Here is a 22,215-nt window from a genome sequence, read left to right as displayed (position 1 = left end):
GGGATACAAAGATGAAAGTGTTGATTGTAAGCGACAGCCACGGCCTAACATCTGAATTACTCGAAATCAAAAAACGTCATGAGAACGAAGTAGAAGGAATGATTCATTGCGGTGATTCTGAACTACCAGCGGATATGGATGAAATGCAGGATTTTTGGACCGTTCGTGGAAACTGTGATTATGACAGCTCATACGTAAAAGAACGGATCGAACTTGTTGGCAATCGTTCTTTTTACATTACACACGGTCACTTGTACAACGTCAAAATGTCGTTAATGAACTTAACGTACAAAGCACAAGAAGTGGGCGCACACATTGCTTGCTTTGGTCATTCCCACATTGCAGGCTCAGAAATGATTGATGGCATTATCTACATAAATCCTGGAAGTATATTCCTTCCGAGAGTGCGAAAAGAGCGTACGTATGCTATAATAGATTTTAATGATCAAACTGCAACCGTTCATTTCTACACAGTTGACGGAGCAGAAGTGCCATCACTACGCAATGAATTTACCCTTACATAAAAAAGAACTGATTTTTTCAGTTCTTTTCAAAAACATGTTGACTTATCTAATGATGAACTATATAATAAACCTTGTCGTTAAGATAATTAATCATTTGTCCCAGTAGCTCAGCAGGATAGAGCAACGGCCTTCTAAGCCGTCGGTCGGGAGTTCGAATCTCTCCTGGGACGCCACTTTACTTACATATACAAAGCGTTGATAGTATGCGGTTTATTCAGCATCACATCAGCGCTTTTTTTGCGTTTAATAGCGTAAAACTAGATAGAGCGTTGGACTTTTTAGGGAATGCTGTTACAGTTACCAAAGACCTGCACTCCAAAAAAATTACATGATACCGCAAATACCATGCAAGATATTTAGCAAAGTGCTTATATCTCCTACTTAACGAACCTCACGTACCGAAGGAGTTTCATGACATTAAAGTGACGATGGACTCTTCTAACAAAAATAATGGTGTATAATACGCTACATCAATCAGTTAAAGGAGAACGTAATGATACATGCAGACAATTTTAAAACAGGTAGCACACTAGATGATAACGCAGATTTTAGAGTTGTAGAATGTGATTTTTGCAAATGCCAATATATTCATGACTTTGAACATTGTACTTTGTTCTATGATCCTAATGATTTGGACCGAAGTTTTTTAACTTTATTTAGATATGATGACGATGAAAAAAACTATCCATTACCTTGTCGGAAGTGTAAACAGAAGGAATGGGATTTTAAAGATATTGATTATGATGAAAGAGAACATATTTTAAAAGGTGAGTGGGGTTGGGCAATATCATAATTTTCTTATTCAGCTAATGGGTGCATTTTGGAATGCATTAATAACCAATTGTAGATATAAAGATTATGAGTACTGAACAAATGTCGTGTGTTCGAATTTCTCCTGAGACGCTACTTGACTATCCTATAAACGCTGTTTTACCTATCCCCATAACTTCTGCATATAAAAGGTTATCGTTATGAAAATTATTCCATTCATACTATAATAGACACTCATCACATATAGAGGGAGCGTACATATGAAAAAGAAATACGAAGTAACATTTAAAATGATTAACGGAGAGATTGGTCATCTAATTGAAGCAAAGTCTCTAGATCGTGCAAGAAAATCCATTCAAGATAAGTTTGAACAGAACTTAGATAGCCCAGTACTAGCGCTGGAAGATGATCTGGTTTTAGTTAAGGCAAATGTTCAATACTTCATGCTGAAGGAGTACGAGGGATACCCAGAGGAAGACTAAAACGAATAGACAGGATAAGAAATACGCATCGATCGGTTTACCGTCTTAGCAGCAAGATTTAGCGTTCTTTAATTGGGATGGATTTTTATAAGGGATCTAAAGGGGAGAATGTCATTTGAGCGAGTGGAAGGAACTCATAAAAGATTCACAAACGAGATGGGAACAAAACGCGGAGCACTGGGATAATTATATGGGGGAAGCGAGCAATCGGTTTCATCAGGAGCTTATTTGTCCCTATACAGAGAAGCTATTAGGTGTGAAGCCAGGTCAAACGGTCTTAGATATTGGCTGTGGCAACGGCAATTTTTCAAGAAGACTTGCAGCGCTTGGTGCTCGTGTGGCCGCTTTTGATTATAGTGCAAAAATGATTGAACGTGCAAAAGGGAGATCTGAAGCCGATTTAAACGAAATTGATTATCGAGTAATTGATGCTACAAATGACGACGAACTGTCATCATTAGGTACGGAAGCGTATGACCACGCCGTAGCGAATATGGCATTAATGGATATAGCAGACATCACGCCACTGGCATATGCTCTACATACGTTATTAAAAGCAAATGGAACGTTTGTGTTCTCCGTTGCGCATCCTTGTTTTCAATCACCGGGTCTTAAAAAAATACACGAAACAGAAGATGTTGATGGTCAGATCATCACGAAAAACAGCATTCAGCTCTCCACGTATTTAACCCCGCAACCGTATCAAGCGATTGGAATTAAAGGACAAACTATTCCTCACTATATGTTTCACCGTTCTTTATCTTATTATATGAATATCTTTTTTGAGGCAGGTTTTATGTTAGATGGTATGGAAGAGCCTAGTTTCAAAAAAGAAAAAGGGGAACATCGCTTTGAGTGGCTGGAGATTCCACCCGTTGTTATTTTTCGATTTAGAAAGCAATTGGTCTAATTAACAATGTAAAAGAGTTCGTGCTAAAGATTTAGAACGTTACCTTCATTCGTGGGGATAACGTTTTTTTGATGTAACGAAAAAGTGGAAGGGAACGCTTTATTGTTAGTTTAAAGAGGATGACATATGAAAAGATAGTAAACAGCGCTTGCTTTCATGTTGGCATTCATTTTGGAATGAGATACTAGAGTATTCCGACGCTCTGCTAATGCCTTTGTATAGAAAATAAATGACAAAAGCTCGTTAGCTAAGGAACGGATGGCATAATGTTTTGAAAAAGGAAAAAATCGGCTACATATTGATTAAAAACATTTGTCCGAAGCAAATAACGTTGTATACTGTAAGAAAATGATGGAAAAAGGAGGCTGTAATGAAACATGACGTACGCAATTATTGGCGTATTGGCAGTGGCGCTTATCGCAACGATTTATATGATTTATCGACAATCGAAGAAAATTGATTTGCAAAAGAAAATGCTGACGGAAAAATATCAGCATGAAATGGCAGCAACGGTTGAAAAATACCGCGATCAGCAATTAACGATCGAAGAAGAGTTTCACAGAGAAGTGATGGAGATTAAAGAGAATCATGACCGTGAGACTGCGTTTTTTCGACAGTCTGTCAGCCAGTTAAATCGATATATTGATGATGTACAATCATATGCGAAAAAGAGTAGCAATGTATCAACCTATCAAGCGCTGTATCAATTAAAGCAAAGATGGATAGACGAGAATAAAATTTTAGATGAAGATATGATTATCATGCCTAATGTGTTTATTCCTTTCTATACGGAAGATCGAATTAAAACGTGTCGTGTGGACCATCTAATTTTACTACCGACCGGTATTTACAGCATCGAGGAAAAGCACTGGAAGGGAAAAATCATACACGGCTTAACAGATAAAAATGCAAAAGAATTTTCATTCTTATTAGATATGGTGCAAGCGAAGCCGTTCATTCAGGTATATGAACAAACGCTCGTTTTTTCATCAGCCAGTACGGTAGAAGGGCAGGATGATTCTCTTGGGCTGCTGTATGTAAAGGCGTATGCAGATCCTGCAAAAGAAGCATGGAATACGGCCAAAATGGTGTCGAGATTTTTAGTGTCAAAGATGGGGGCCATTATCAACGATGTAACCCCAATCCTATATTTTAATCATCAACATCAGGATCATAGCAGTGAAGGTGTAATTGATCTTTCAAAGGATTCATCGGTGATTCGTGTAGGGCATGAAAAGGAACTATTTTCGCTATTAGAAGAACAGTTCGACCGACCTATGTTATATAGCAGAGAAGATTTAAGAAAAATAAAAGAAAATTTAGAGCACATTCACTATATACGTGACAGCATCGAAATGTAAAAGTCTGCTTGCAGGCTTTTTTTATTTGATTTTTGTATTCCTATAAAAGACAAATGTATTTTAAGTGAAAACTTTTTTGAGATACGCCTAATCCTATCGCATCAATAATGAAAGCGATTCCAAATTATCTTTCAAATTAGAATAGTCAAAAAATTTAGAGAAAAGTGGTTGACGAGGCTTATTTTTGGGCGTATGATAGTCCTCAAATATAAGTTTTCTAAATAAAAAGAAATCTTATTTCGATGAGAAACAGCATTACGACGGCTCTTGTCAAAAAGGAGCAGAGATTGTCAAAACATGAAAAATGATTATTAAACACGATATGAAAAAACGAAGAAGAGGATAAGTACTCTTGAGATGAAGAATTTCCAGAGAATCGGGGTTGCTGAGAACCGATAATTCTTTCTTAAGACGAACTCGCCTCCGAGTATCAGCTTGAAACAATTGGATTAGAGCTGATCGGGTGTCATTCACAATCGCACTCGTTATTAAAACAAGAATGCAAGCCTGCATTCCTGAGGTAATCATCATGATTACGAAGAAGGGTGGTACCGTGAAATGACAAAGTCTTTTCACCCCTTTGACCAACGCATAGAAGGTCTAATTTGGGGAGGAAAGGCTTTTTTATTTTTTATAAAAGTGTTAGAAAGGATGGGAATAGTGGGAGCAAATACGCAAATGAAAGATCCTGTAAATGCTAGTGTGAGTGCAAGTATGACGGGAGCAGAAATGCTTATTGAGTCATTAAGAAAAGAAAGCGTCGATGTCATTTTCGGTTATCCGGGAGGAGCCGTTCTTCCGATTTATGACAAGTTATATGGATCAGGCATGTTTCATGTATTAACACGACACGAACAAGGCGGCATTCATGCTGCGGAGGGCTATGCGAGAATTTCAGGTAAACCTGGCGTTGTTATTGCAACAAGCGGACCAGGAGCGACGAACATCGTAACAGGATTAGCAGATGCGATGATTGACTCACTACCACTCGTAGTATTTACAGGGCAAGTTGCTTCAAATGTCATTGGCTCTGATGCCTTTCAGGAAGCCGACATTTTAGGTATTACCATGCCAATCACAAAATACAGCTATCAAGTTCGTAACATTTCCGACATACCTAAGATCATTAAAGAAGCGTTTCATATTGCGACCACAGGAAGACCAGGACCAGTTTTAATTGATATTCCGAAGGATATGGCCGTTGGGGTTGGAGAGTTTAGCTATGAAGGCGATGTGAATCTACCAGGCTATCAACCAACGCATTTTCCAAATTTACTTCAGGTCAAAAAACTAGCAGAAGCCGTAGCGATTGCGAAAAAACCCGTCATCTTGGCAGGAGCAGGAGTGCTACATGCAGGGGCTGCAAATGAGCTATTGCAGTATGCCGAACAACAGCAAATACCAGTAGTCAATACGCTTTTAGGATTAGGCGGCTTTCCAGCGAATCATCCATTGCATTTAGGGATGGCAGGAATGCACGGAACGTATACGGCAAACATGGCTATTTACGAAAGTGACTTGTTAATAAGCGTAGGTGCACGCTTTGATGATCGCGTTACAGGAAATCTGCAGCACTTTGCACCAAATGCCGTTGTCGCACACATCGATATTGATCCAGCTGAAATCGGGAAAAACGTCCCAACTCAAATTCCCATTGTAGGAGACGCAAAAGAAGCGCTTCAACAGCTGTCCGTCCAAACGGATCGAATGGGTGACTATCAAACATGGCATGCACGCTTAAATGAATGGAAAGTTGAATACCCGCTTTGGTATGAGCGGTCAGATGACTTATTAAAGCCACAGCATGTAATTAAAATGATTCACGAGCGCACAAAAGGTGAGGCGATTGTTGCAACAGACGTCGGTCAGCATCAGATGTGGGTGGCACAATTTTATCAATTCAACGAACCAAATCGCTGGGTAACATCTGGGGGGTTAGGAACAATGGGATTTGGCCTTCCATCTTCGATTGGGGCACAGCTTGCTAATCCAAAAGGTGTAGTAGTCGCTATCGTTGGTGACGGTGGATTCCAAATGACGCTTCAAGAACTTGGCGTAATCCATGAGTTAAATTTACCTGTTAAGATCGTTATTTTAAACAACCAATCGCTTGGAATGGTGCGACAATGGCAGGAAATCTTTTATGAGGAGCGCTATTCTCACTCGTTGATCCCAAATCAGCCGAATTTAATGAAGCTAGCAGAAGCTTATGGAATTAAAGGGCTACAAGCATCTACAGAGGAGGAAGCGAAACAAGTCATTGAAGAAGCATTTTCAACAGATGGACCGGTATTAATGAACTTCTATGTTGCACCAAAAGAAAACGTCTACCCAATGGTAGCCCCAGGAAAAGGATTGCATGAAATGGTGGGGGTGAAACCTTGAAACGAATCATTACAGCTACGGTTATTAACAGACCAGGAGTACTAAATCGAATCACAGGATTATTTACAAAAAGAGATTTCAATATTGAGAGCATTTCAGTAGGTCACACCGAGTCAGAGGGAAATTCACGCATGACGTTCGTGGTCAACGTCAAGGATGATAACTCAGCTGAGCAGGTCATTAAGCAATTGAATAAACAAATTGACGTTTTAAAAGTTCAAGACATTACCGATCAAGCAATCGTCGCAAGGGAGCTGGCGCTAATAAAAGTTGCTTCTGTGCCGACTCATCGAAATGAGCTTTATTCGTTAATTGAGCCGTTCCGAGCAACAATTATTGATGTAAGTCGAGACAGCGTCATTATTCAAGTCACAGGGGAATCGAATAAAATTGAAGCGATGATTGACTTGCTTCAACCATATGGCCTGAAAGAAGTCGTAAGAACGGGAACAGTGGCGTTCCCACGCGGTAATCAAAAATTATCCGCCAATCCAAAAGTAACAACGATCATCTAATAATGTGAGCTTTTTAAAAATCAAAATATACAGAAAAGTTAAAAAGGAGAGGTTATACATGGCAAAGGTTTATTACAATGGAGATGCAAATGATCAAGTTTTAGCGGGGAAAACAGTAGCAATCGTGGGGTACGGCTCTCAAGGTCACGCACACGCTCAGAATTTACGTGATAGCGGTATTAACGTAGTGGTAGGTCTTCGAAAAGGGAAATCGTGGAACCAAGCAGAGCAAGACGGATTTACTGTTCTATCAGTAAGTGAAGCTACGCAGCAGGCGGATGTTGTCATGGTATTACTTCCAGACGAGCATCAGCCAAGAGTATACAAAGAGGAAATTGAGCCAGAGTTAAAACCAGGTCATTCATTAGTATTCGCACACGGATTTAACATTCATTTTAATCAAATCGTACCGCCAGAATTTGTGGATGTATTTTTAGTTGCTCCAAAAGGTCCAGGACATCTAGTAAGACGCACGTATGAAGAAAGCGCTGGTGTACCTGCATTATTCGCGGTTTACCAAGATGTATCTGGAGAAGCTCGTGACGTGGCGTTAGCATATGCAAAAGGTATTGGATCAGCGCGTGCAGGCGTATTGGAAACAACGTTCCAAGAAGAAACAGAGACGGATTTATTCGGTGAGCAAGCGGTGCTTTGTGGTGGTCTTACTGCACTTGTAAAAGCTGGATTTGAGACATTGGTTGAAGCTGGTTATCAGCCAGAGGTCGCTTATTTTGAGTGTTTACACGAGCTGAAATTAATTGTAGATCTCATGTACGAAGGTGGAATGGCTGGAATGAGATATTCGATTTCCGATACAGCTCAGTGGGGTGACTTCGTAACAGGACCTCGCATTGTAAACGATGCCGTAAAAGCAGAAATGAAAAACGTGTTAACTGATATTCAAACCGGTCAATTCGCAAAAGGCTGGATTTTAGAGAACCAAGCAAATCGTCCAGTGTTCAACGCAGTGAACCAGCGTGAAAACAGTCATTTAATTGAAGAAGTAGGAGCGAAGCTACGCGAAATGATGCCATTTGTCAAAAAAAATAAGAAAGAAGCGGTGGTCGCGAGTGCAAAAAATTAAGCTATTTGATACGACGCTAAGAGATGGAGAACAGTCACCGGGAGTCAATCTTAATTTTCAAGAAAAGTTAGAGATTGCAAGACAGTTAGAGCGCTTAGGCATCGATATCATTGAAGCAGGATTCCCTGCTGCTTCAAAAGGAGATTTTCAATCTGTAAAAGAAATTGCGTCAATTGTACGCGGTTCTTCCGTAACAGGCCTTGCACGGTCTGTTACGAAGGACATTGATGCTGCGTGGGAGGCGTTGAAGCATAGCGAGGAGCCAAGGCTTCATGTGTTTCTTGCTACTTCACCAATTCATATGCAATATAAGCTGAAAAAAACGCCTGATCAAGTGGTTGAAACAGCTGTCGAAATGGTTCGATACGCGACAAAGCGTTTTCCAGTTGTTCAGTGGTCTGCTGAAGATGCATGCCGCAGTGATTTGCCGTTCCTTGCGCGCATCATAACCGAAGTTATTGAGGCAGGTGCAAAGGTCATTAATATCCCTGATACAGTGGGATATATCACACCAGAGGAATACGGAGATATTTTTACTTATTTAAAGGAAAACGTGCCAAACATTCATCGTGTTGACTTATCTGCGCATTGTCATGATGACCTTGGGATGGCAACGGCTAATTCACTAGCAGCGATTCGTCACGGTGCTACGCAAATTGAAGGAACCATTAACGGAATTGGGGAACGAGCGGGTAATGCGTCTCTTGAGGAAATTGCGGTTGCTCTTCATATTCGAAAAGACTTTTATCAGGCTGAAACAGGTTTGACGCTCCCTGAGACTAAACGTACAAGTGATTTAGTGAGCAAACTTACTGGCATGGTCATTGCACCCAATAAAGCGGTCGTTGGACGCAATGCTTTTGCACATGAGTCAGGTATTCACCAGGACGGTGTCTTAAAAGAACCCACAACCTATGAAATTATTTCGCCGGAGCTAGTTGGTGTAAAGCAAAATCCAATTGTATTAGGAAAACATTCAGGTCGCCATGCGTTCCGGACACGCCTCGTCGAGTTAGGGTTTGCCATGGGAGATCAGCAGCTAGATAGCTTGTTTGCTAAGTTCAAAGATTTAGCAGATAAAAAGAAAGAAATTACGGACGATGATTTGTTCGCACTTGTTCTTCAAAAACAAATTGGTGATGAAGAAGTATATAAATTAGACGGACTTCAAGTCCAATATGGAATGAACAACATTCCAACTGCAACCGTTACGCTGCGTCGAGGTGAAGAAGTCATTCAGGAAGCTGCAACAGGTGCAGGAAGCGTAGAAGCGATTTACAACACGCTGGAACGATGCTTAGATCGTGAATTAAATCTCGTTGATTATCGTATTCAATCAATCAATGGTGGTCCAGATGCACTCGCAGAAGTATATGTGAAAATTGCAAGTAAATCAGGCGAAGCGACAGGTCGCGGTGTGGCACACGATGTGCTTCAAGCGTCTGCAAAAGCCTATATTAACTCAGTCAATCGAATGGTTGCGATCGAAGAAACGAAGGCTAAGCAAGAGGTAGTCTAAGATACAAGGGGGGCTCCCCTTGTATTCCAAAATGAGAGGAGAGAGACGGATGAAAAAAGTCATTGCAGTGTTGCCGGGAGATGGAATTGGAAAAGAAGTAACTCAGGGAGCTGTGGAGGTTTTAAAAGCTGTTGCAAACTGTTTTAATCATCAATTTGAATTCGTCTATTCTTCTATGGGTGGAGAAGCGATCGATCAATACGGAGTGCCTCTACCTGCTGAAACGCTTACGATTTGTAAAGACTCCGATGCTGTACTAATGGGTGCTGTTGGTGGTCCGAAATGGGATCACGTTCCTCCTAGCGTCCGCCCCGAAAAAGGACTGCTACAATTGCGAAAGGCTTTAGATGTTTATGCAAATCTGCGCCCCATTTCTGTGCACGCCCCTCTAGCGGATGCATCTCCTTTAAAGAAAGAATACGTAACGGACGTGGATTTTGTCATCGTTCGTGAGCTGACAGGTGGCCTTTATTTTGGTATACCAAGTGAGCGAAGAGAAGAAAACGGTGAGCAAACAGTAGTAGATACGCTTCATTATACAAGAGCTGAAATGAAGCGCATCATTAAAACCGCGTTTGATATTGCCTTACTGAGACGAAAAAAAGTAACGTCTGTTGATAAAGCTAATGTACTAGAGTCTAGCCGAGTATGGCGTGAAGTAGCAGAAGAAGTAGCGAAAGAGTATCCGGAAGTGGAGCTTGAGCACATGCTTGTGGACGCAGCGGCGATGGAGTTAATTCGCTATCCAAAGCGCTTTGATGTGATGGTGACGGAAAATATGTTTGGAGATATTTTAAGTGATGAAGCGTCTATGCTAACGGGATCTTTAGGAATGCTGCCATCTGCAAGCTTATCTGTAAAAGGACCTTCTCTTTACGAACCTGCTCATGGATCTGCGCCTGACATCGCTGGGCAAGGCAAAGCGAATCCAATCGCTGCGATTCTATCAGCAGCCATGATGCTTCGTCACTCCTTTGGATTGAAGGAAGAGGCTGCAGTAATCGAAAAAGCGGTGGAGCAAGCTCTTGGTGCAGGATATCGCACGGCTGACTTATATGCGGAAGGTCACTCCGTTATTTCAACGACTAAAATGACGCAGGAAATCGTTGACGCGATTATTGATGACTCAGCAATTTCCAACATTATGACAGCTTATATTTAATTCTCTCTATTAATATAGTAGAAAAGCGGAGATTCATACTAGTATGTGGGGGTGTTTGAACATAGACGTTCAAACATCCTGTTTTTAAAAATGCAGGAGGTGGATCGTGATGACGGCAAAAAACATAATTGAAAAAGTATGGGAAAAGCACGTTGTACATCGAGAAAAAGGAAAGCCTGATTTGTTATATATTGATTTGCACCTTATTCATGAGGTAACGTCGCCACAGGCGTTTTCGGGACTTCGTCAAGCGAATCGAAAGGTAAGACGTCCAGATTTAACCTTCGCTACAATGGATCACAACGTACCAACAGTCAATCGTTTTGTAATTGAAGATCCGATTGCGAAGAAGCAAATCGAAACCTTAGCAGATAATTGTCGCGAGTTTGGCGTGGAGCTTTTAGATTTAAATAGTGAAGAGCAAGGGATTGTACATATTATTGGTCCAGAGCTTGGTCTAACTCAGCCCGGGAAAACGATCGTTTGTGGGGATAGTCACACATCAACACACGGAGCGTTCGGTGCGATTGCGTTCGGGATTGGTACAAGTGAGGTGGAGCATGTCCTTGCCACACAAACGTTATGGCAAAGTAGACCAAAAACGCTTCAAATCAAAATTAACGGCCAAAAGCCAAAAGGTTTTTTTGCAAAGGATATTATTCTAGCCGTTATTCAAAAGTACGGTGTTCGTTTCGGAACGGGTTATATTATGGAATTTACAGGCGAAGCGATTCGTTCTTTATCGATGGAAGAGCGTATGACCATTTGCAATATGTCCATTGAGGCAGGAGCGAAGGCAGGATTGATCAGCCCCGATGAGACAACTTTCGAATATATAAAAGGTCGTCCACATGCACCGAAGGGCGAAGCGTTCGATCGTGCTGTTGAAGAGTGGAAGGCTCTTGCGACGGATGAAGGAGCTACCTATGACGAAACGTTAGAATTAGACATTAGCGAACTAAGCCCTGTCGTAACGTGGGGGACAAACCCTGGCATGAGTGCAGCGGTGGATGGAAAGCTTCCTACACTAGAAGGTTGTTCAACTGATAGTGAGCGCCGATCGATCGCGAGCGCTTTGGAATATATGGGCTTAACTGCGGGGATGGATGTAACGGATATTCCTGTTCAGCACGTCTTCATCGGATCTTGTACAAATGCTCGTCTTTCTGATTTACGCGATGCGGCACAGGTCATTAAAGGGAAAAAAGTTGCGCCAACGGTAACAGCGATTGTTGTTCCCGGATCACAGCGAATTAAGCAATTGGCTGAACAAGAAGGCCTTGCGGAAGTGTTTACGGATGCTGGATTTCAGTGGCGTGATTCAGGGTGTAGTATGTGCCTAGGGATGAACTCTGATCTCGTACCAGAGGGAGAACACTGCGCGTCAACATCCAATCGAAACTTTGAAGGTCGTCAAGGAAAAGGAGCACGAACACACCTTGTTAGTCCCGCAATGGCAGCAGCAGCGGCATTGTACGGTCACTTCGTTGACGTTCGAAAATTAGAGGAAGCTGTACTAGCATAAGGAGGAGACCGAGATGAAACCATTTACCGTTCATACAGGAAAAGTTGCCGGTCTAGACCGTGCAAACGTAGATACAGATCAAATCATTCCAAAGCAGTTTTTAAAGCGTATTGAACGAACAGGGTTCGGACAATTTTTATTTTATGATTGGCGCTACAGAGCTGATGGAGCGCAGAACGAGGAGTTTGAACTAAATCAGCCTGCTAATCAAGGTGCAAGCATTTTAGTAGCAAGAGAAAACTTTGGCTGTGGGTCTTCAAGAGAACATGCACCTTGGGCTTTGTTGGATTATGGCTTTGAGGTCATTATTGCCCCTTCGTTTGCGGATATTTTTCATCAAAATTGCTTGAAAAATGGGATGCTTCCAATCGCCTTATCAGATGAGGATGTAACGGTGCTACTGAAAAATGCAGAGCAAGAGGACTTTACAGTAACCGTTGATTTAGAGAAACAAATCGTTACGGACGGTGCGGAATTTGTTCGTACGTTCAGAGTGGATCCACACTGGAAACGAATGCTCCTCGAGGGACTAGATGAGATTGGCTATACGCTCTCATTCGATGAAGATATTGTCGCTTATGAGGCAAGGTAAAAAGAAAGGTGGCAATGTTTGTCACCTTTTTTCTATGCTCTTTTTCCTACTTGGAAATGTGAATTCTTGTAATTGCTCATATTCCTTGCTACACTGTTAAGCAAATGCAGTGAAGCGGGGAGAAGTCATGCGCAAGGAAAGAGAAACAGAAAACATTATCGCCTTTCCTCATTTAAAGGAAAGGTTAGTCGAAAAAGCGACAATGTTAATGAAGGAAAAAGATTATCGAGAAGCGTTGCCGTTGCTTCAACAAGTCCATGAACTAGATCCTGAACATCATGAAGGTGCACTAGGTCTTGTTATTTGTTCATTTGAGCTGGGTGATATAAAAACGGCAAAACATCATAGCAAGCGTATGCTTCAGGAGGGAATTGGCGATTACTATCAAGTATTGCAAATTCATCTCATGATTTTAGTGCAAAATGGTGATTATGAAGAAGGAGCTACGCTGCTACAGGCGGTGTTTGATGAACAGCAGGTACCTTTTGAACATGCGAGCCATTTACATAACCTTCTTCAATTTTGTCAAACACGAGTAGAAGAACTACCTGACATGCCAGAACCAGTTGATGAACATGACCAAGATGAAGAGCTTCGTCTCATGTTGGAAAACGGGAATGTGAATCAGCAGTTAGACGTTGTGCAAGCACTGTATCAAGTTGATGTGAACAAACATCTCCAGCTCTTTGAAAAAATGCTCAAGGAAGAGAGCGTGCATCCAATCGTAAAAACGATGCTGTTTAAGCTTTTAGCAGAGCAGCAAATTGATGCAAATATAGAAGTGTGTAAATTTACATATAAGGCTACGTTCAATCCTTCTAAGATGGATATGAGTGAGTTAGATACCTTTTCAGCTCACGTTCAATCACGCCTTGAGGAGCAATTGGAAAGTAATGATCCAACGCTTCTGTCATTTGCGCTTGAGATTTGGCAACGATATTTGTTTCTACTCTTTCCTTTCTATCCTCAAAAAGGAGAGCAAAACGTCTGGGTGGCGGCTGTCCACTACGCAGCTCTTGAAATGCAAGGGCAGGAGGACGAAATGGAGAACGTGGCTTCTCAGTATAATTTGCGTTTATCCGCGCTGCAACAAGTAATCGATGACATTAAAAAAATTGAAGAAATTTCATCCATTGAAATGTAATAAGATTGGTTGAAACATCGACCTTGTATGGTATAATATAGTGGTTGTAAACTGTACAGCTGTCTATCGTAAAGTAATTTATTTCTTTACAGTCTCTTCCTATCTGTTTTACAGTAGGAAATTAGATAGATGATGGCTTGTCCCACTAGGACGAGCTATTTTCGATATCTGTAACTAATTTTAAAACTTGAATTTTGGAGGGAAACATACATGTCTGCTAAATGGGAAAAACAAGAAGGCAACCAAGGTGTCTTAACAGTAGAAGTAGAAGCAGCTCAATTTGACGCTGCGCTAGATAAAGCTTTTAACAAAGTGGTTAAACAAATTAACGTTCCAGGTTTCCGTAAAGGAAAAATGCCACGTTCATTATTTGAAAAACGTTTCGGTGTAGAATCACTATACCAAGATGCATTAGATTTTGTATTACCTGATGCATACGGTGCTGCAATCGATGAAACTGGAATTGAGCCAGTTGATCGTCCAGAAATCGATGTAGAACAAATCGAACAAGGAAAAACTCTTGTATTCACTGCAAAAGTAACAGTAAAACCTGAAGTTAAATTAGGCGAATACAAAAACCTTGAAGTAGAAAAATTAGATGCAACAGTAACTGACGAAGATGTAGAGAACGAACTAAAAACTCTTCAAGAGCGTCACGCTGAATTAGTTGTAAAAGAAAACGGAAAAGTTGAAGATGGCGATACAGCTGTAATCGATTTCGAAGGTTTCGTTGATGGCGAAGCATTCGAAGGCGGAAAAGGCGAAAACTACTCATTAGAAGTAGGTTCTGGCACATTCATCCCTGGTTTCGAAGAGCAATTAGTTGGTACTGAAGCTGGCGTTGATACAGAAGTTGAAGTAACATTCCCAGAAGAGTATCATGCTGAAGAATTAGCTGGTAAAAAAGCTACATTTAAAGTAAAAGTTCACGAAATCAAGGCAAAAGAACTTCCAGCTTTAGATGATGAGTTCGCAAAAGATGTAGACGAAGAAGTTGAAACTCTTGATGCATTAAAAGCGAAAACAAAAGAAAGACTAGAAACAGAAAAAACAAACGAAGCTGACACAGCTCTTCGCGACGCTTTAGTTGAAAAAGCAGCTGAAAACGCTGAAGTTGAAATTCCAGAAGTAATGTTCGAAAGCGAAGTTAACCGCATGCTTCAAGAATTCGAACAACGTCTTCAAATGCAAGGTCTAAACCTTGAGCTTTACTTCCAGTTCTCTGGTCAAGACGAAGCAGCTCTTCGTGAGCAAATGAAGCCAGACGCTGAGCAACGCGTGAAAATGAACTTAACATTAGACGCAATCGCTCAAGCTGAAAACCTTGTTGTAGATGACAGCGAGCTAAGCAAAGAATTAGAAAACATGGCAGGAATGTATAACGTATCTGTCGAACAATTAAAGAGCATGCTTGGTGGAAACCTAGATTCTCTTAAAGAGGACCTAAAAATCCGCAAAGCAATCGAATTTCTTGTAGAAAACAGCAAAACTGTTGCATAATAATAAATAGTAAAACAAGGCGCGATGCGATCGGGCCTTGTTTTATACCATTACAACAATGTTTTCGAAAGATTTTCATTGATACATCAGTATTTTCTTGTTTCATGAAGGGCTAGGTATTAGAATGAATTTACATAACCGCTGTTTTACAAAAGCACTATTGAATTTGTTAAATACATAGAAGACCTTTTAGTACCCATGCTATTTTTTTTATGTTAAAATGCAGTACAAATGTGTATCCCCGTCAGTACGATCATGCATTTTGCATTTGAAAATAGTACATTCATTCTACCGGCTCATGAAATGGATGGGAATTTACTTAAAGCATGTTACAAAATCCATAAGGGGTGAAATTATGTTTAAGTTTAACGATGAAAAAGGGCAGTTAAAATGCTCTTTCTGTGGAAAAACGCAAGACCAAGTTCGCAAGCTAGTAGCAGGTCCAGGAGTGTATATCTGTGATGAGTGCATTGAGCTTTGTACGGAAATCGTCGAAGAGGAACTTGGTTCAGAAGAAGAAGTAGAATTCAAGGATGTTCCAAAACCAAAAGAGATTTGTGAAATCCTAGATGAATACGTAATTGGACAGGATGCAGCGAAGCGTGCTCTTTCTGTTGCCGTATATAATCATTACAAACGCATCAATTCAAACAGCAAAATTGATGATGTTGAACTAGCGAAAAGTAACATTGCGATGATCGGGCCAACTGGTAGCGGTAAAACATTACTTGCTCAAACTTTAGCTCGTATTCTTAATGTACCATTTGCGATTGCAGACGCAACGTCTCTAACAGAAGCTGGTTACGTAGGGGAAGATGTCGAAAATATTCTTCTAAAACTAATCCAAGCAGCTGACTATGACGTTGAAAAAGCTGAAAAAGGAATCATTTATATCGATGAAATTGATAAGGTAGCACGTAAATCTGAAAACCCATCTATTACACGTGATGTATCAGGTGAAGGGGTTCAGCAAGCGCTTCTTAAAATCTTAGAAGGTACTGTTGCAAGCGTACCGCCACAAGGTGGAAGAAAGCATCCTCATCAAGAGTTCATCCAAATCGATACAACAAATATCTTGTTCATTTGCGGCGGGGCATTTGATGGGATTGAACCAATTATTAAACGCCGTCTAGGTAAAAAAGTAATTGGATTTGGCTCTGAAGCGAAACAAGCTGAAATCGAAGACAAAGAACTTCTTTCAAAAGTATTACCTGAAGACTTATTGAAATTTGGATTAATTCCTGAGTTCATCGGTCGTTTACCGGTAATTGCTAACCTTGAACAGTTAGATGAAGAAGCGCTAATTGAGATTTTAACAAAACCGAAAAATGCACTTGTAAAGCAATATCAAAAAATGCTTGAACTTGATAGCGTAGAGCTAGAGTTTGAACCAGAAGCATTAGAAGAAATTGCGAAAAAAGCGATTGAGCGCAAAACAGGTGCACGTGGTTTACGTTCAATTATTGAAGGTATTACACAAGAAATTATGTTTGAATTACCTTCTCGTGAAGATATCGTAAAATGTATTATTACAGGCGAAACGGTTCGAGACCAAGCAACGCCTAAATTAGTACTAGAAGACGGTTCAACAGTTGAAGAAGGCAGTAAAACATCTGCATAAATGATGCAATAGGAGAGAGGCTGATTGAAATCAGCCTCTTTTTTTGTTGCCCAGAAATTCGTTATTTTTGAAAATATTATGGAAGTCGGTTTATTCATATCCATGCAGGGAGATACTAGCAATAATTATGAAACATTATTGCTTGCAGGAGGTTACGTATGAACTGGACTAACATTGCGTTAATCGTCCAATTATTTTTCGGGATCGTAATTGGATTGTATTTTTGGAACTTGTTACGTAATCAGCGTACACAAAAGGTCTCAATTGATCGAGAATCACGTAAAGAAATGGATCAGCTTCGAAAAATGCGCTCCATTTCACTTACGGAGCCGTTAGCAGAAAAAGTACGTCCTTCTACCTTTAAGGATATTGTCGGACAAGAGGACGGGATTAAGTCCTTAAAAGCAGCAATTTGCGGACCAAACCCTCAGCACGTCATTATTTACGGACCGCCTGGGGTCGGAAAAACGGCTGCGGCACGACTTGTATTAGAAGAGGCGAAAAAGAATCAAAAATCGCCATTCAAGCAGAGCGCCGTATTTGTAGAGCTTGATGCCACGACGGCAAGATTTGATGAGCGCGGCATCGCTGATCCACTGATCGGTTCTGTACATGATCCAATTTATCAAGGTGCTGGAGCAATGGGGCAAGCTGGTATTCCTCAGCCGAAGCAGGGAGCAGTTACAAACGCGCATGGAGGTGTGCTGTTCATTGATGAAATTGGCGAACTTCATCCGATTCAAATGAACAAGCTGCTAAAAGTGCTTGAAGACCGAAAAGTATTTATGGAGAGCGCATATTACAGCGAAGAAAACCCGCAAATCCCAACGCACATTCATGATATTTTTCAAAATGGTCTACCCGCCGATTTTCGATTAATCGGTGCAACGACGCGAACACCTAATGAAATTCCACCGGCGATTCGTTCACGTTGCTTAGAAGTATTTTTCCGTGAGTTAGAGCGTGATGAAGTGAAGGAAGTAGCCCAAAAAGCTGCAAGCAAAGTCCATATGACGATGAGTGATCAAGGGCTAACAGTATTGTCTACATATGCACGAAACGGTCGTGAAGCGGTAAATATGGTTCAAATTGGTGCCGGATTAGCGATTTCAGAAGAGCGACAGCACATTAAAGATGAGGACATTGAGTGGGTGGTTCACTCTAGTCAATTAAGCCCTCGTCATGATCCGAAAATCCATGATAAAGAGCAAATCGGCGTTGTGAATGGTTTAGCTGTTCATGGACCTAATTCAGGGTCTCTATTAGAAATTGAAGTAACGGCCATGAAGGTAAAAGAAAAAGGGACGATCAACATTACTGGAATCGTAGAAGAAGAAAGTATTGGTGGTCAAGGTAAATCAGTACGAAGAAAAAGTATGGCAAAAAGCTCGATTGAAAATGTAGTGACGGTTTTACGATCGATGAACGTTCCGGCTGATGAATATGACATTCACGTCAATTTCCCAGGCGGCGTGCCGATCGACGGACCGTCAGCTGGCATTGCGATGGCAACAGGAATTTATTCGGCTATTTATGAAATTCCGATCAAAAATACGGTTGCCATGACGGGAGAAATTAGCCTTCATGGAAAAGTAAAACCAATTGGTGGCGTCATTCCAAAAATCAAAGCAGCAAGGCAAGCAGGCGTTCAAAATGTGATTATTCCACATGAGAACATGAACAGCATGGTCAATGAGCTGAAAAACATTGAGGTGACACCTGTAAAGCATTTGGATGAGGTGTTTGCGGTTGCGTTTCAGCAACTGGACGATCATCTGGTACAATTTAAAGAACAAAAAGGATTTCCAAAAACCGAATCCATGTAAACATAGTAAAATGATGAAAGTGAAGCGGTTCTGTCTGAATAGAAGAACTGCTTTGCTTTTTTATTTGAAAGAAGATCGATCATAAGTACCAAAGAAAAAGATTTTTTACGTACGAGTATTGTTAAAAAAGAAAACAAAGCGCACTATAAGAATAGGGCATATGAGAATTTTACGATAAAAGAGGAATAGATTAGAAAAGGACTCCTTTTTATGAAATGCTCATCTTGCACATTTCCACGAATCAAAAAGCAGAATTGCGAATTAAAGTATGATAAAATAAGTAATTACTATGATTAGACATGTGTATACAAATAAGATAGAATTGGTAAAAGATTTCACATGATACATAATCATTCATCAAACATCTGGAGGTGTTCATTTGATGGCAAACGGTGAAGAAATGCTGGTTCCCCTCCTGCCACTGCGAGGTTTATTAGTTTATCCAACAATGGTCCTGCATTTAGATGTAGGTCGTGATAAATCGGTCCAAGCGCTTGAAAAAGCCATGGTGGACGATAATTTAATTTTTTTAGTAGCGCAAAAAGATATGGGAATTGATGACCCTTCCCAAAATGATTTGTTTGAAATGGGGACATTGGCAAAAATTAAGCAAATGCTTAAGTTGCCGAATGGAACAATGAGAGTGTTGGTTGAAGGACTTCAACGCGGATTTATTCAGTCTTTTGACGAAGTTGATGATTCTTTCTTAGTTAAAATTGATACGTATGACGAAGCGTACAAAGGTGACCTAGAAGATCGTGCCTTAATGAGAACGCTTCTTGAGTATTTTGATCAATACATAAAAATTTCTAAGAAAGTGTCAGCTGAAACCTTCTCAACGGTATCCGATATTGAAGAGCCTGGGCGATTAGCTGATATTATCGCATCGCATTTACCACTTAAAATTCCTGGTAAGCAAGACATTTTGGAAACGCTTGATGTGAAAGAACGTTTAAATAAAGTCATTTCCTTCATTCAAAATGAAAAAGAAGTGCTTCAGCTAGAGAAAAAAATTGGTCAACGTGTAAAAAAATCGATGGAGCGTACTCAAAAAGAGTATTACCTTCGTGAGCAAATGAAGGCCATTCAAAAAGAGCTTGGGGATAAAGAAGGAAAAACGGGAGAAGTAGCGACACTTCGTGAAAAAATTGAAGCAGCGGGTATGTCAGAGTCTGCAAAAGCCGTTGCGCTACGTGAACTTGATCGTTATGAAAAAATCCCAGCGAGTTCTGCCGAAAGCTCCGTTATCCGCAATTACATTGATTGGCTCGTAACCATCCCTTGGACAGAAGCAACGGAAGATATTTTAAATATCAAACGTGCAGAAAAAGTACTAGACGATGAGCATTATGGCCTTGAAAAAGTAAAAGAACGCGTTCTTGAGTATTTAGCCGTTCAGCAATTAACGAAATCACTGAAAGGTCCTATTTTGTGTCTATCAGGGCCTCCAGGAGTAGGGAAAACATCCCTAGCAAGATCCATTGCGACTTCAATGAATCGTAATTTTGTACGTGCATCTCTTGGCGGTGTGCGAGATGAATCTGAAATTCGTGGTCATCGTCGTACATACGTAGGAGCGATGCCAGGCCGAATTATTCAGAGCATGAAAAAAGCAGGGACGATTAACCCGGTCTTCTTATTGGATGAAATTGATAAAATGTCCAATGATTTCAGAGGAGATCCATCTTCTGCTTTACTTGAAGTGTTAGATCCAGAACAAAACCATAATTTCAGTGATCACTATATTGAAGAGCCATACGATTTATCGAACGTTATGTTTATTGCGACAGCAAACAACCTGGCGACAATTCCTGGTCCTTTACGTGATCGCATGGAAATTATTAATATTGCGGGATATACGGAGTTAGAAAAGCTTGAGATCGCCAAGCGTCATTTAGCTCCTCGTCAGCTGGCAGACCACGGTCTACAAAAATCACAGCTTCAAATCCGTGATGATGCGTTGATGGCATTAATTCGTCTGTATACGCGTGAGGCAGGAGTACGTAGCCTTGAGCGCGAAATTGCATCAATCTGCCGTAAAGCAGCGAGATTAATTGTAAGCGAAGAGAAAAAACGAGTGGTCGTGACAGAAAAAAGTCTAGAAGAATTTTTAGGTAAACCACGTTTCCGCTACGGTCAAGCTGAACTTGAAGATCAAGTAGGGGTTGCGACTGGTTTAGCTTATACAGCTGCTGGTGGTGATACGCTAGCGATTGAAGTTAGTCTTTCATCAGGAAAAGGCAAGCTTGTCTTAACTGGTAAGCTTGGCGATGTGATGAAGGAATCCGCTCAAACCGCGTTTAGCTACGTTCGTTCTAAGGCGAAAGAATTAGGCATCGAAGAAAATTTCTACGAAAAATATGATATTCACATTCACGTACCAGAAGGAGCCGTTCCAAAGGATGGTCCATCTGCTGGTATTACCATTGCAACAGCGCTCATCTCAGCGTTAACAGGCAAACCGATTCGCAAAGAAGTAGGGATGACTGGTGAAATTACGCTGCGCGGCCGCGTGCTGCCAATTGGTGGATTAAAAGAAAAATCACTAAGTGCTCACCGTGCGGGGTTGACGAAAATTTTAATTCCGTATGATAATGAAAAGGACATCGAGGATATTCCGGACAGTGTTCGTGAACGAATCGAAATTGTGCTGGTGTCTCATTTAGATGAGGTACTAAAGCATGCGCTAGTAGGAGAGAAGTAATGAAGATTAATCATTCAGAAATTGTTATAAGCGCCGTGCGCCCAGAGCAATATCCAGAAGGTGGACTTCCGGAGTTTGCTTTGGCAGGGCGTTCAAATGTAGGAAAGTCATCTTTTATTAATAAGATGCTTGGTCGTAAAGGACTAGCTCGTATCTCATCAAAGCCAGGGAAAACACAAACGCTTAATTTTTATGATTTGGATCAAAAATTAATGTTTGTCGACGTTCCTGGTTATGGATTTGCGAAAGTGTCAAAAAAGGAACGAGAAGCGTGGGGGAAAATGATTGAAACGTACTTAACGGACCGCGAGCCGTTAAAAGCTGTTGTACAAATTGTTGACCTACGTCATCCGCCGTCCAAGGACGATATTATGATGTATGACTTTCTAAAGCATTACGAAATTCCCGTGATATTGATCGCGACGAAAGCCGATAAAATTCCAAAAGGGAAATGGCAAAAGCACATGAAGATCGTCTACTCTGCTCTTCAAGTAGAAGAAGGAGATAAAGTAGTACTATTCTCATCTGAAACAGGTCTAGGAAAAGAAGAGGCGTGGGCAGCAATCGAGAGCTTCATGTAAAAAGTGTAT

General features: G+C 40.8%; 19 protein-coding genes, 1 tRNA gene and 1 other annotated feature. All 20 genes read left to right on the top strand.

The annotated features are described in order from the left end of the window. Positions 1–11: 11 nt before the first annotated feature. The 20 genes from IE339_RS20030 (at position 12) to yihA (ending at position 22,206) form a co-directional block, all read left to right on the top strand. Positions 12–524, top strand: a complete 513-nt coding sequence (locus IE339_RS20030) for a metallophosphoesterase family protein (protein ID WP_242170557.1) — start codon at positions 12–14, stop codon at positions 522–524. A gap of 96 nt (positions 525–620) precedes the next feature. Further along, a tRNA-Arg gene (locus tag IE339_RS20025) sits at positions 621–697 on the top strand. A gap of 320 nt (positions 698–1,017) precedes the next feature. After that, positions 1,018–1,317, top strand: a complete 300-nt coding sequence (locus tag IE339_RS20020; protein WP_242170555.1) for a hypothetical protein — start codon at positions 1,018–1,020, stop codon at positions 1,315–1,317. Positions 1,318–1,555: 238 nt separating this feature from the next. Next, positions 1,556–1,777 carry a hypothetical protein gene (locus IE339_RS20015; protein ID WP_242170554.1) on the top strand — a complete coding sequence of 74 codons (222 nt, stop codon included), beginning with the start codon at positions 1,556–1,558 and terminating at the stop codon, positions 1,775–1,777. A 115-nt stretch (positions 1,778–1,892) separates the two neighbouring features. After that, the gene (locus IE339_RS20010; RefSeq protein ID WP_242170552.1) at positions 1,893–2,687 is read left to right on the top strand and encodes a class I SAM-dependent methyltransferase; all 795 of its coding nucleotides are present in this window, start codon (positions 1,893–1,895) and stop codon (positions 2,685–2,687) included. A gap of 377 nt (positions 2,688–3,064) precedes the next feature. Next, positions 3,065–4,048 carry a nuclease-related domain-containing protein gene (locus tag IE339_RS20005; RefSeq protein WP_242170549.1) on the top strand — a complete coding sequence of 328 codons (984 nt, stop codon included), beginning with the start codon at positions 3,065–3,067 and terminating at the stop codon, positions 4,046–4,048. Between the two features lie 324 nt (positions 4,049–4,372). Continuing rightward, positions 4,373–4,631, top strand: a binding site (T-box leader). A gap of 95 nt (positions 4,632–4,726) precedes the next feature. Then, on the top strand, positions 4,727–6,433 hold the full coding sequence (gene ilvB / locus IE339_RS20000) for an acetolactate synthase large subunit (RefSeq protein ID WP_431522793.1): 1,707 nt from the start codon (positions 4,727–4,729) through the stop codon (positions 6,431–6,433). After that, the gene (gene ilvN, locus IE339_RS19995) at positions 6,430–6,948 is read left to right on the top strand and encodes an acetolactate synthase small subunit (protein WP_242170544.1); all 519 of its coding nucleotides are present in this window, start codon (positions 6,430–6,432) and stop codon (positions 6,946–6,948) included. The genes ilvB and ilvN overlap by 4 nt, the downstream gene beginning before the upstream one ends. 25 nt (positions 6,949–6,973) lie before the next feature. Then, the gene (gene ilvC, locus IE339_RS19990; RefSeq protein ID WP_277933985.1) at positions 6,974–8,032 is read left to right on the top strand and encodes a ketol-acid reductoisomerase; all 1,059 of its coding nucleotides are present in this window, start codon (positions 6,974–6,976) and stop codon (positions 8,030–8,032) included. Next, positions 8,019–9,551: a 2-isopropylmalate synthase gene (locus IE339_RS19985; protein ID WP_242170540.1), complete on the top strand. Its 1,533-nt coding sequence runs from the start codon at positions 8,019–8,021 to the stop codon at positions 9,549–9,551. The genes ilvC and IE339_RS19985 overlap by 14 nt, the downstream gene beginning before the upstream one ends. A 49-nt stretch (positions 9,552–9,600) precedes the next feature. After that, positions 9,601–10,713: a 3-isopropylmalate dehydrogenase gene (gene leuB / locus IE339_RS19980; RefSeq protein WP_242170538.1), complete on the top strand. Its 1,113-nt coding sequence runs from the start codon at positions 9,601–9,603 to the stop codon at positions 10,711–10,713. 109 nt (positions 10,714–10,822) lie between these two features. Continuing rightward, entirely contained in the window at positions 10,823–12,238 is a 1,416-nt protein-coding gene (gene leuC, locus IE339_RS19975) for a 3-isopropylmalate dehydratase large subunit (RefSeq protein WP_242176255.1), read from the top strand. Positions 12,239–12,251: 13 nt separating this feature from the next. Next, complete coding sequence (leuD, locus tag IE339_RS19970) at positions 12,252–12,830, top strand: 3-isopropylmalate dehydratase small subunit (protein WP_242170536.1); 579 nt, start codon at positions 12,252–12,254, stop codon at positions 12,828–12,830. Between the two features lie 127 nt (positions 12,831–12,957). After that, positions 12,958–13,974, top strand: a complete 1,017-nt coding sequence (locus tag IE339_RS19965) for a DUF3196 family protein (RefSeq protein WP_242170534.1) — start codon at positions 12,958–12,960, stop codon at positions 13,972–13,974. Between the two features lie 210 nt (positions 13,975–14,184). Beyond that, positions 14,185–15,474 (top strand): trigger factor, encoded by a 1,290-nt coding sequence (tig, locus tag IE339_RS19960; RefSeq protein ID WP_242170531.1) that lies wholly within the window; start codon positions 14,185–14,187, stop codon positions 15,472–15,474. A gap of 355 nt (positions 15,475–15,829) precedes the next feature. Continuing rightward, positions 15,830–17,095: an ATP-dependent protease ATP-binding subunit ClpX gene (gene clpX / locus IE339_RS19955; RefSeq protein ID WP_242170529.1), complete on the top strand. Its 1,266-nt coding sequence runs from the start codon at positions 15,830–15,832 to the stop codon at positions 17,093–17,095. A 24-nt stretch (positions 17,096–17,119) separates the two neighbouring features. Further along, positions 17,120–17,257 (top strand): hypothetical protein, encoded by a 138-nt coding sequence (locus IE339_RS19950; protein WP_242170527.1) that lies wholly within the window; start codon positions 17,120–17,122, stop codon positions 17,255–17,257. Next, on the top strand, positions 17,254–18,921 hold the full coding sequence (gene lonB / locus IE339_RS19945) for an ATP-dependent protease LonB (protein ID WP_242170526.1): 1,668 nt from the start codon (positions 17,254–17,256) through the stop codon (positions 18,919–18,921). The genes IE339_RS19950 and lonB overlap by 4 nt, the downstream gene beginning before the upstream one ends. Before the next feature lie 382 nt (positions 18,922–19,303). Beyond that, positions 19,304–21,625 (top strand): endopeptidase La, encoded by a 2,322-nt coding sequence (lon, locus tag IE339_RS19940; RefSeq protein WP_053400950.1) that lies wholly within the window; start codon positions 19,304–19,306, stop codon positions 21,623–21,625. Next, complete coding sequence (yihA, locus tag IE339_RS19935) at positions 21,625–22,206, top strand: ribosome biogenesis GTP-binding protein YihA/YsxC (protein ID WP_242170524.1); 582 nt, start codon at positions 21,625–21,627, stop codon at positions 22,204–22,206. Before lon ends, yihA begins: the two co-directional genes overlap by 1 nt. The last annotated feature ends 9 nt before the right edge of the window (positions 22,207–22,215 follow it).

Origin of the sequence: Priestia koreensis, assembly GCF_022646885.1 — a bacterium.
GTDB classification, from domain to species: Bacteria; Bacillota; Bacilli; order Bacillales; family Bacillaceae_H; genus Bacillus_AG; species Bacillus_AG koreensis_A.
The sequence above is the reverse complement of the archived record's forward strand: the minus strand, read 5'-3'. Positions and strand labels throughout refer to the sequence as shown.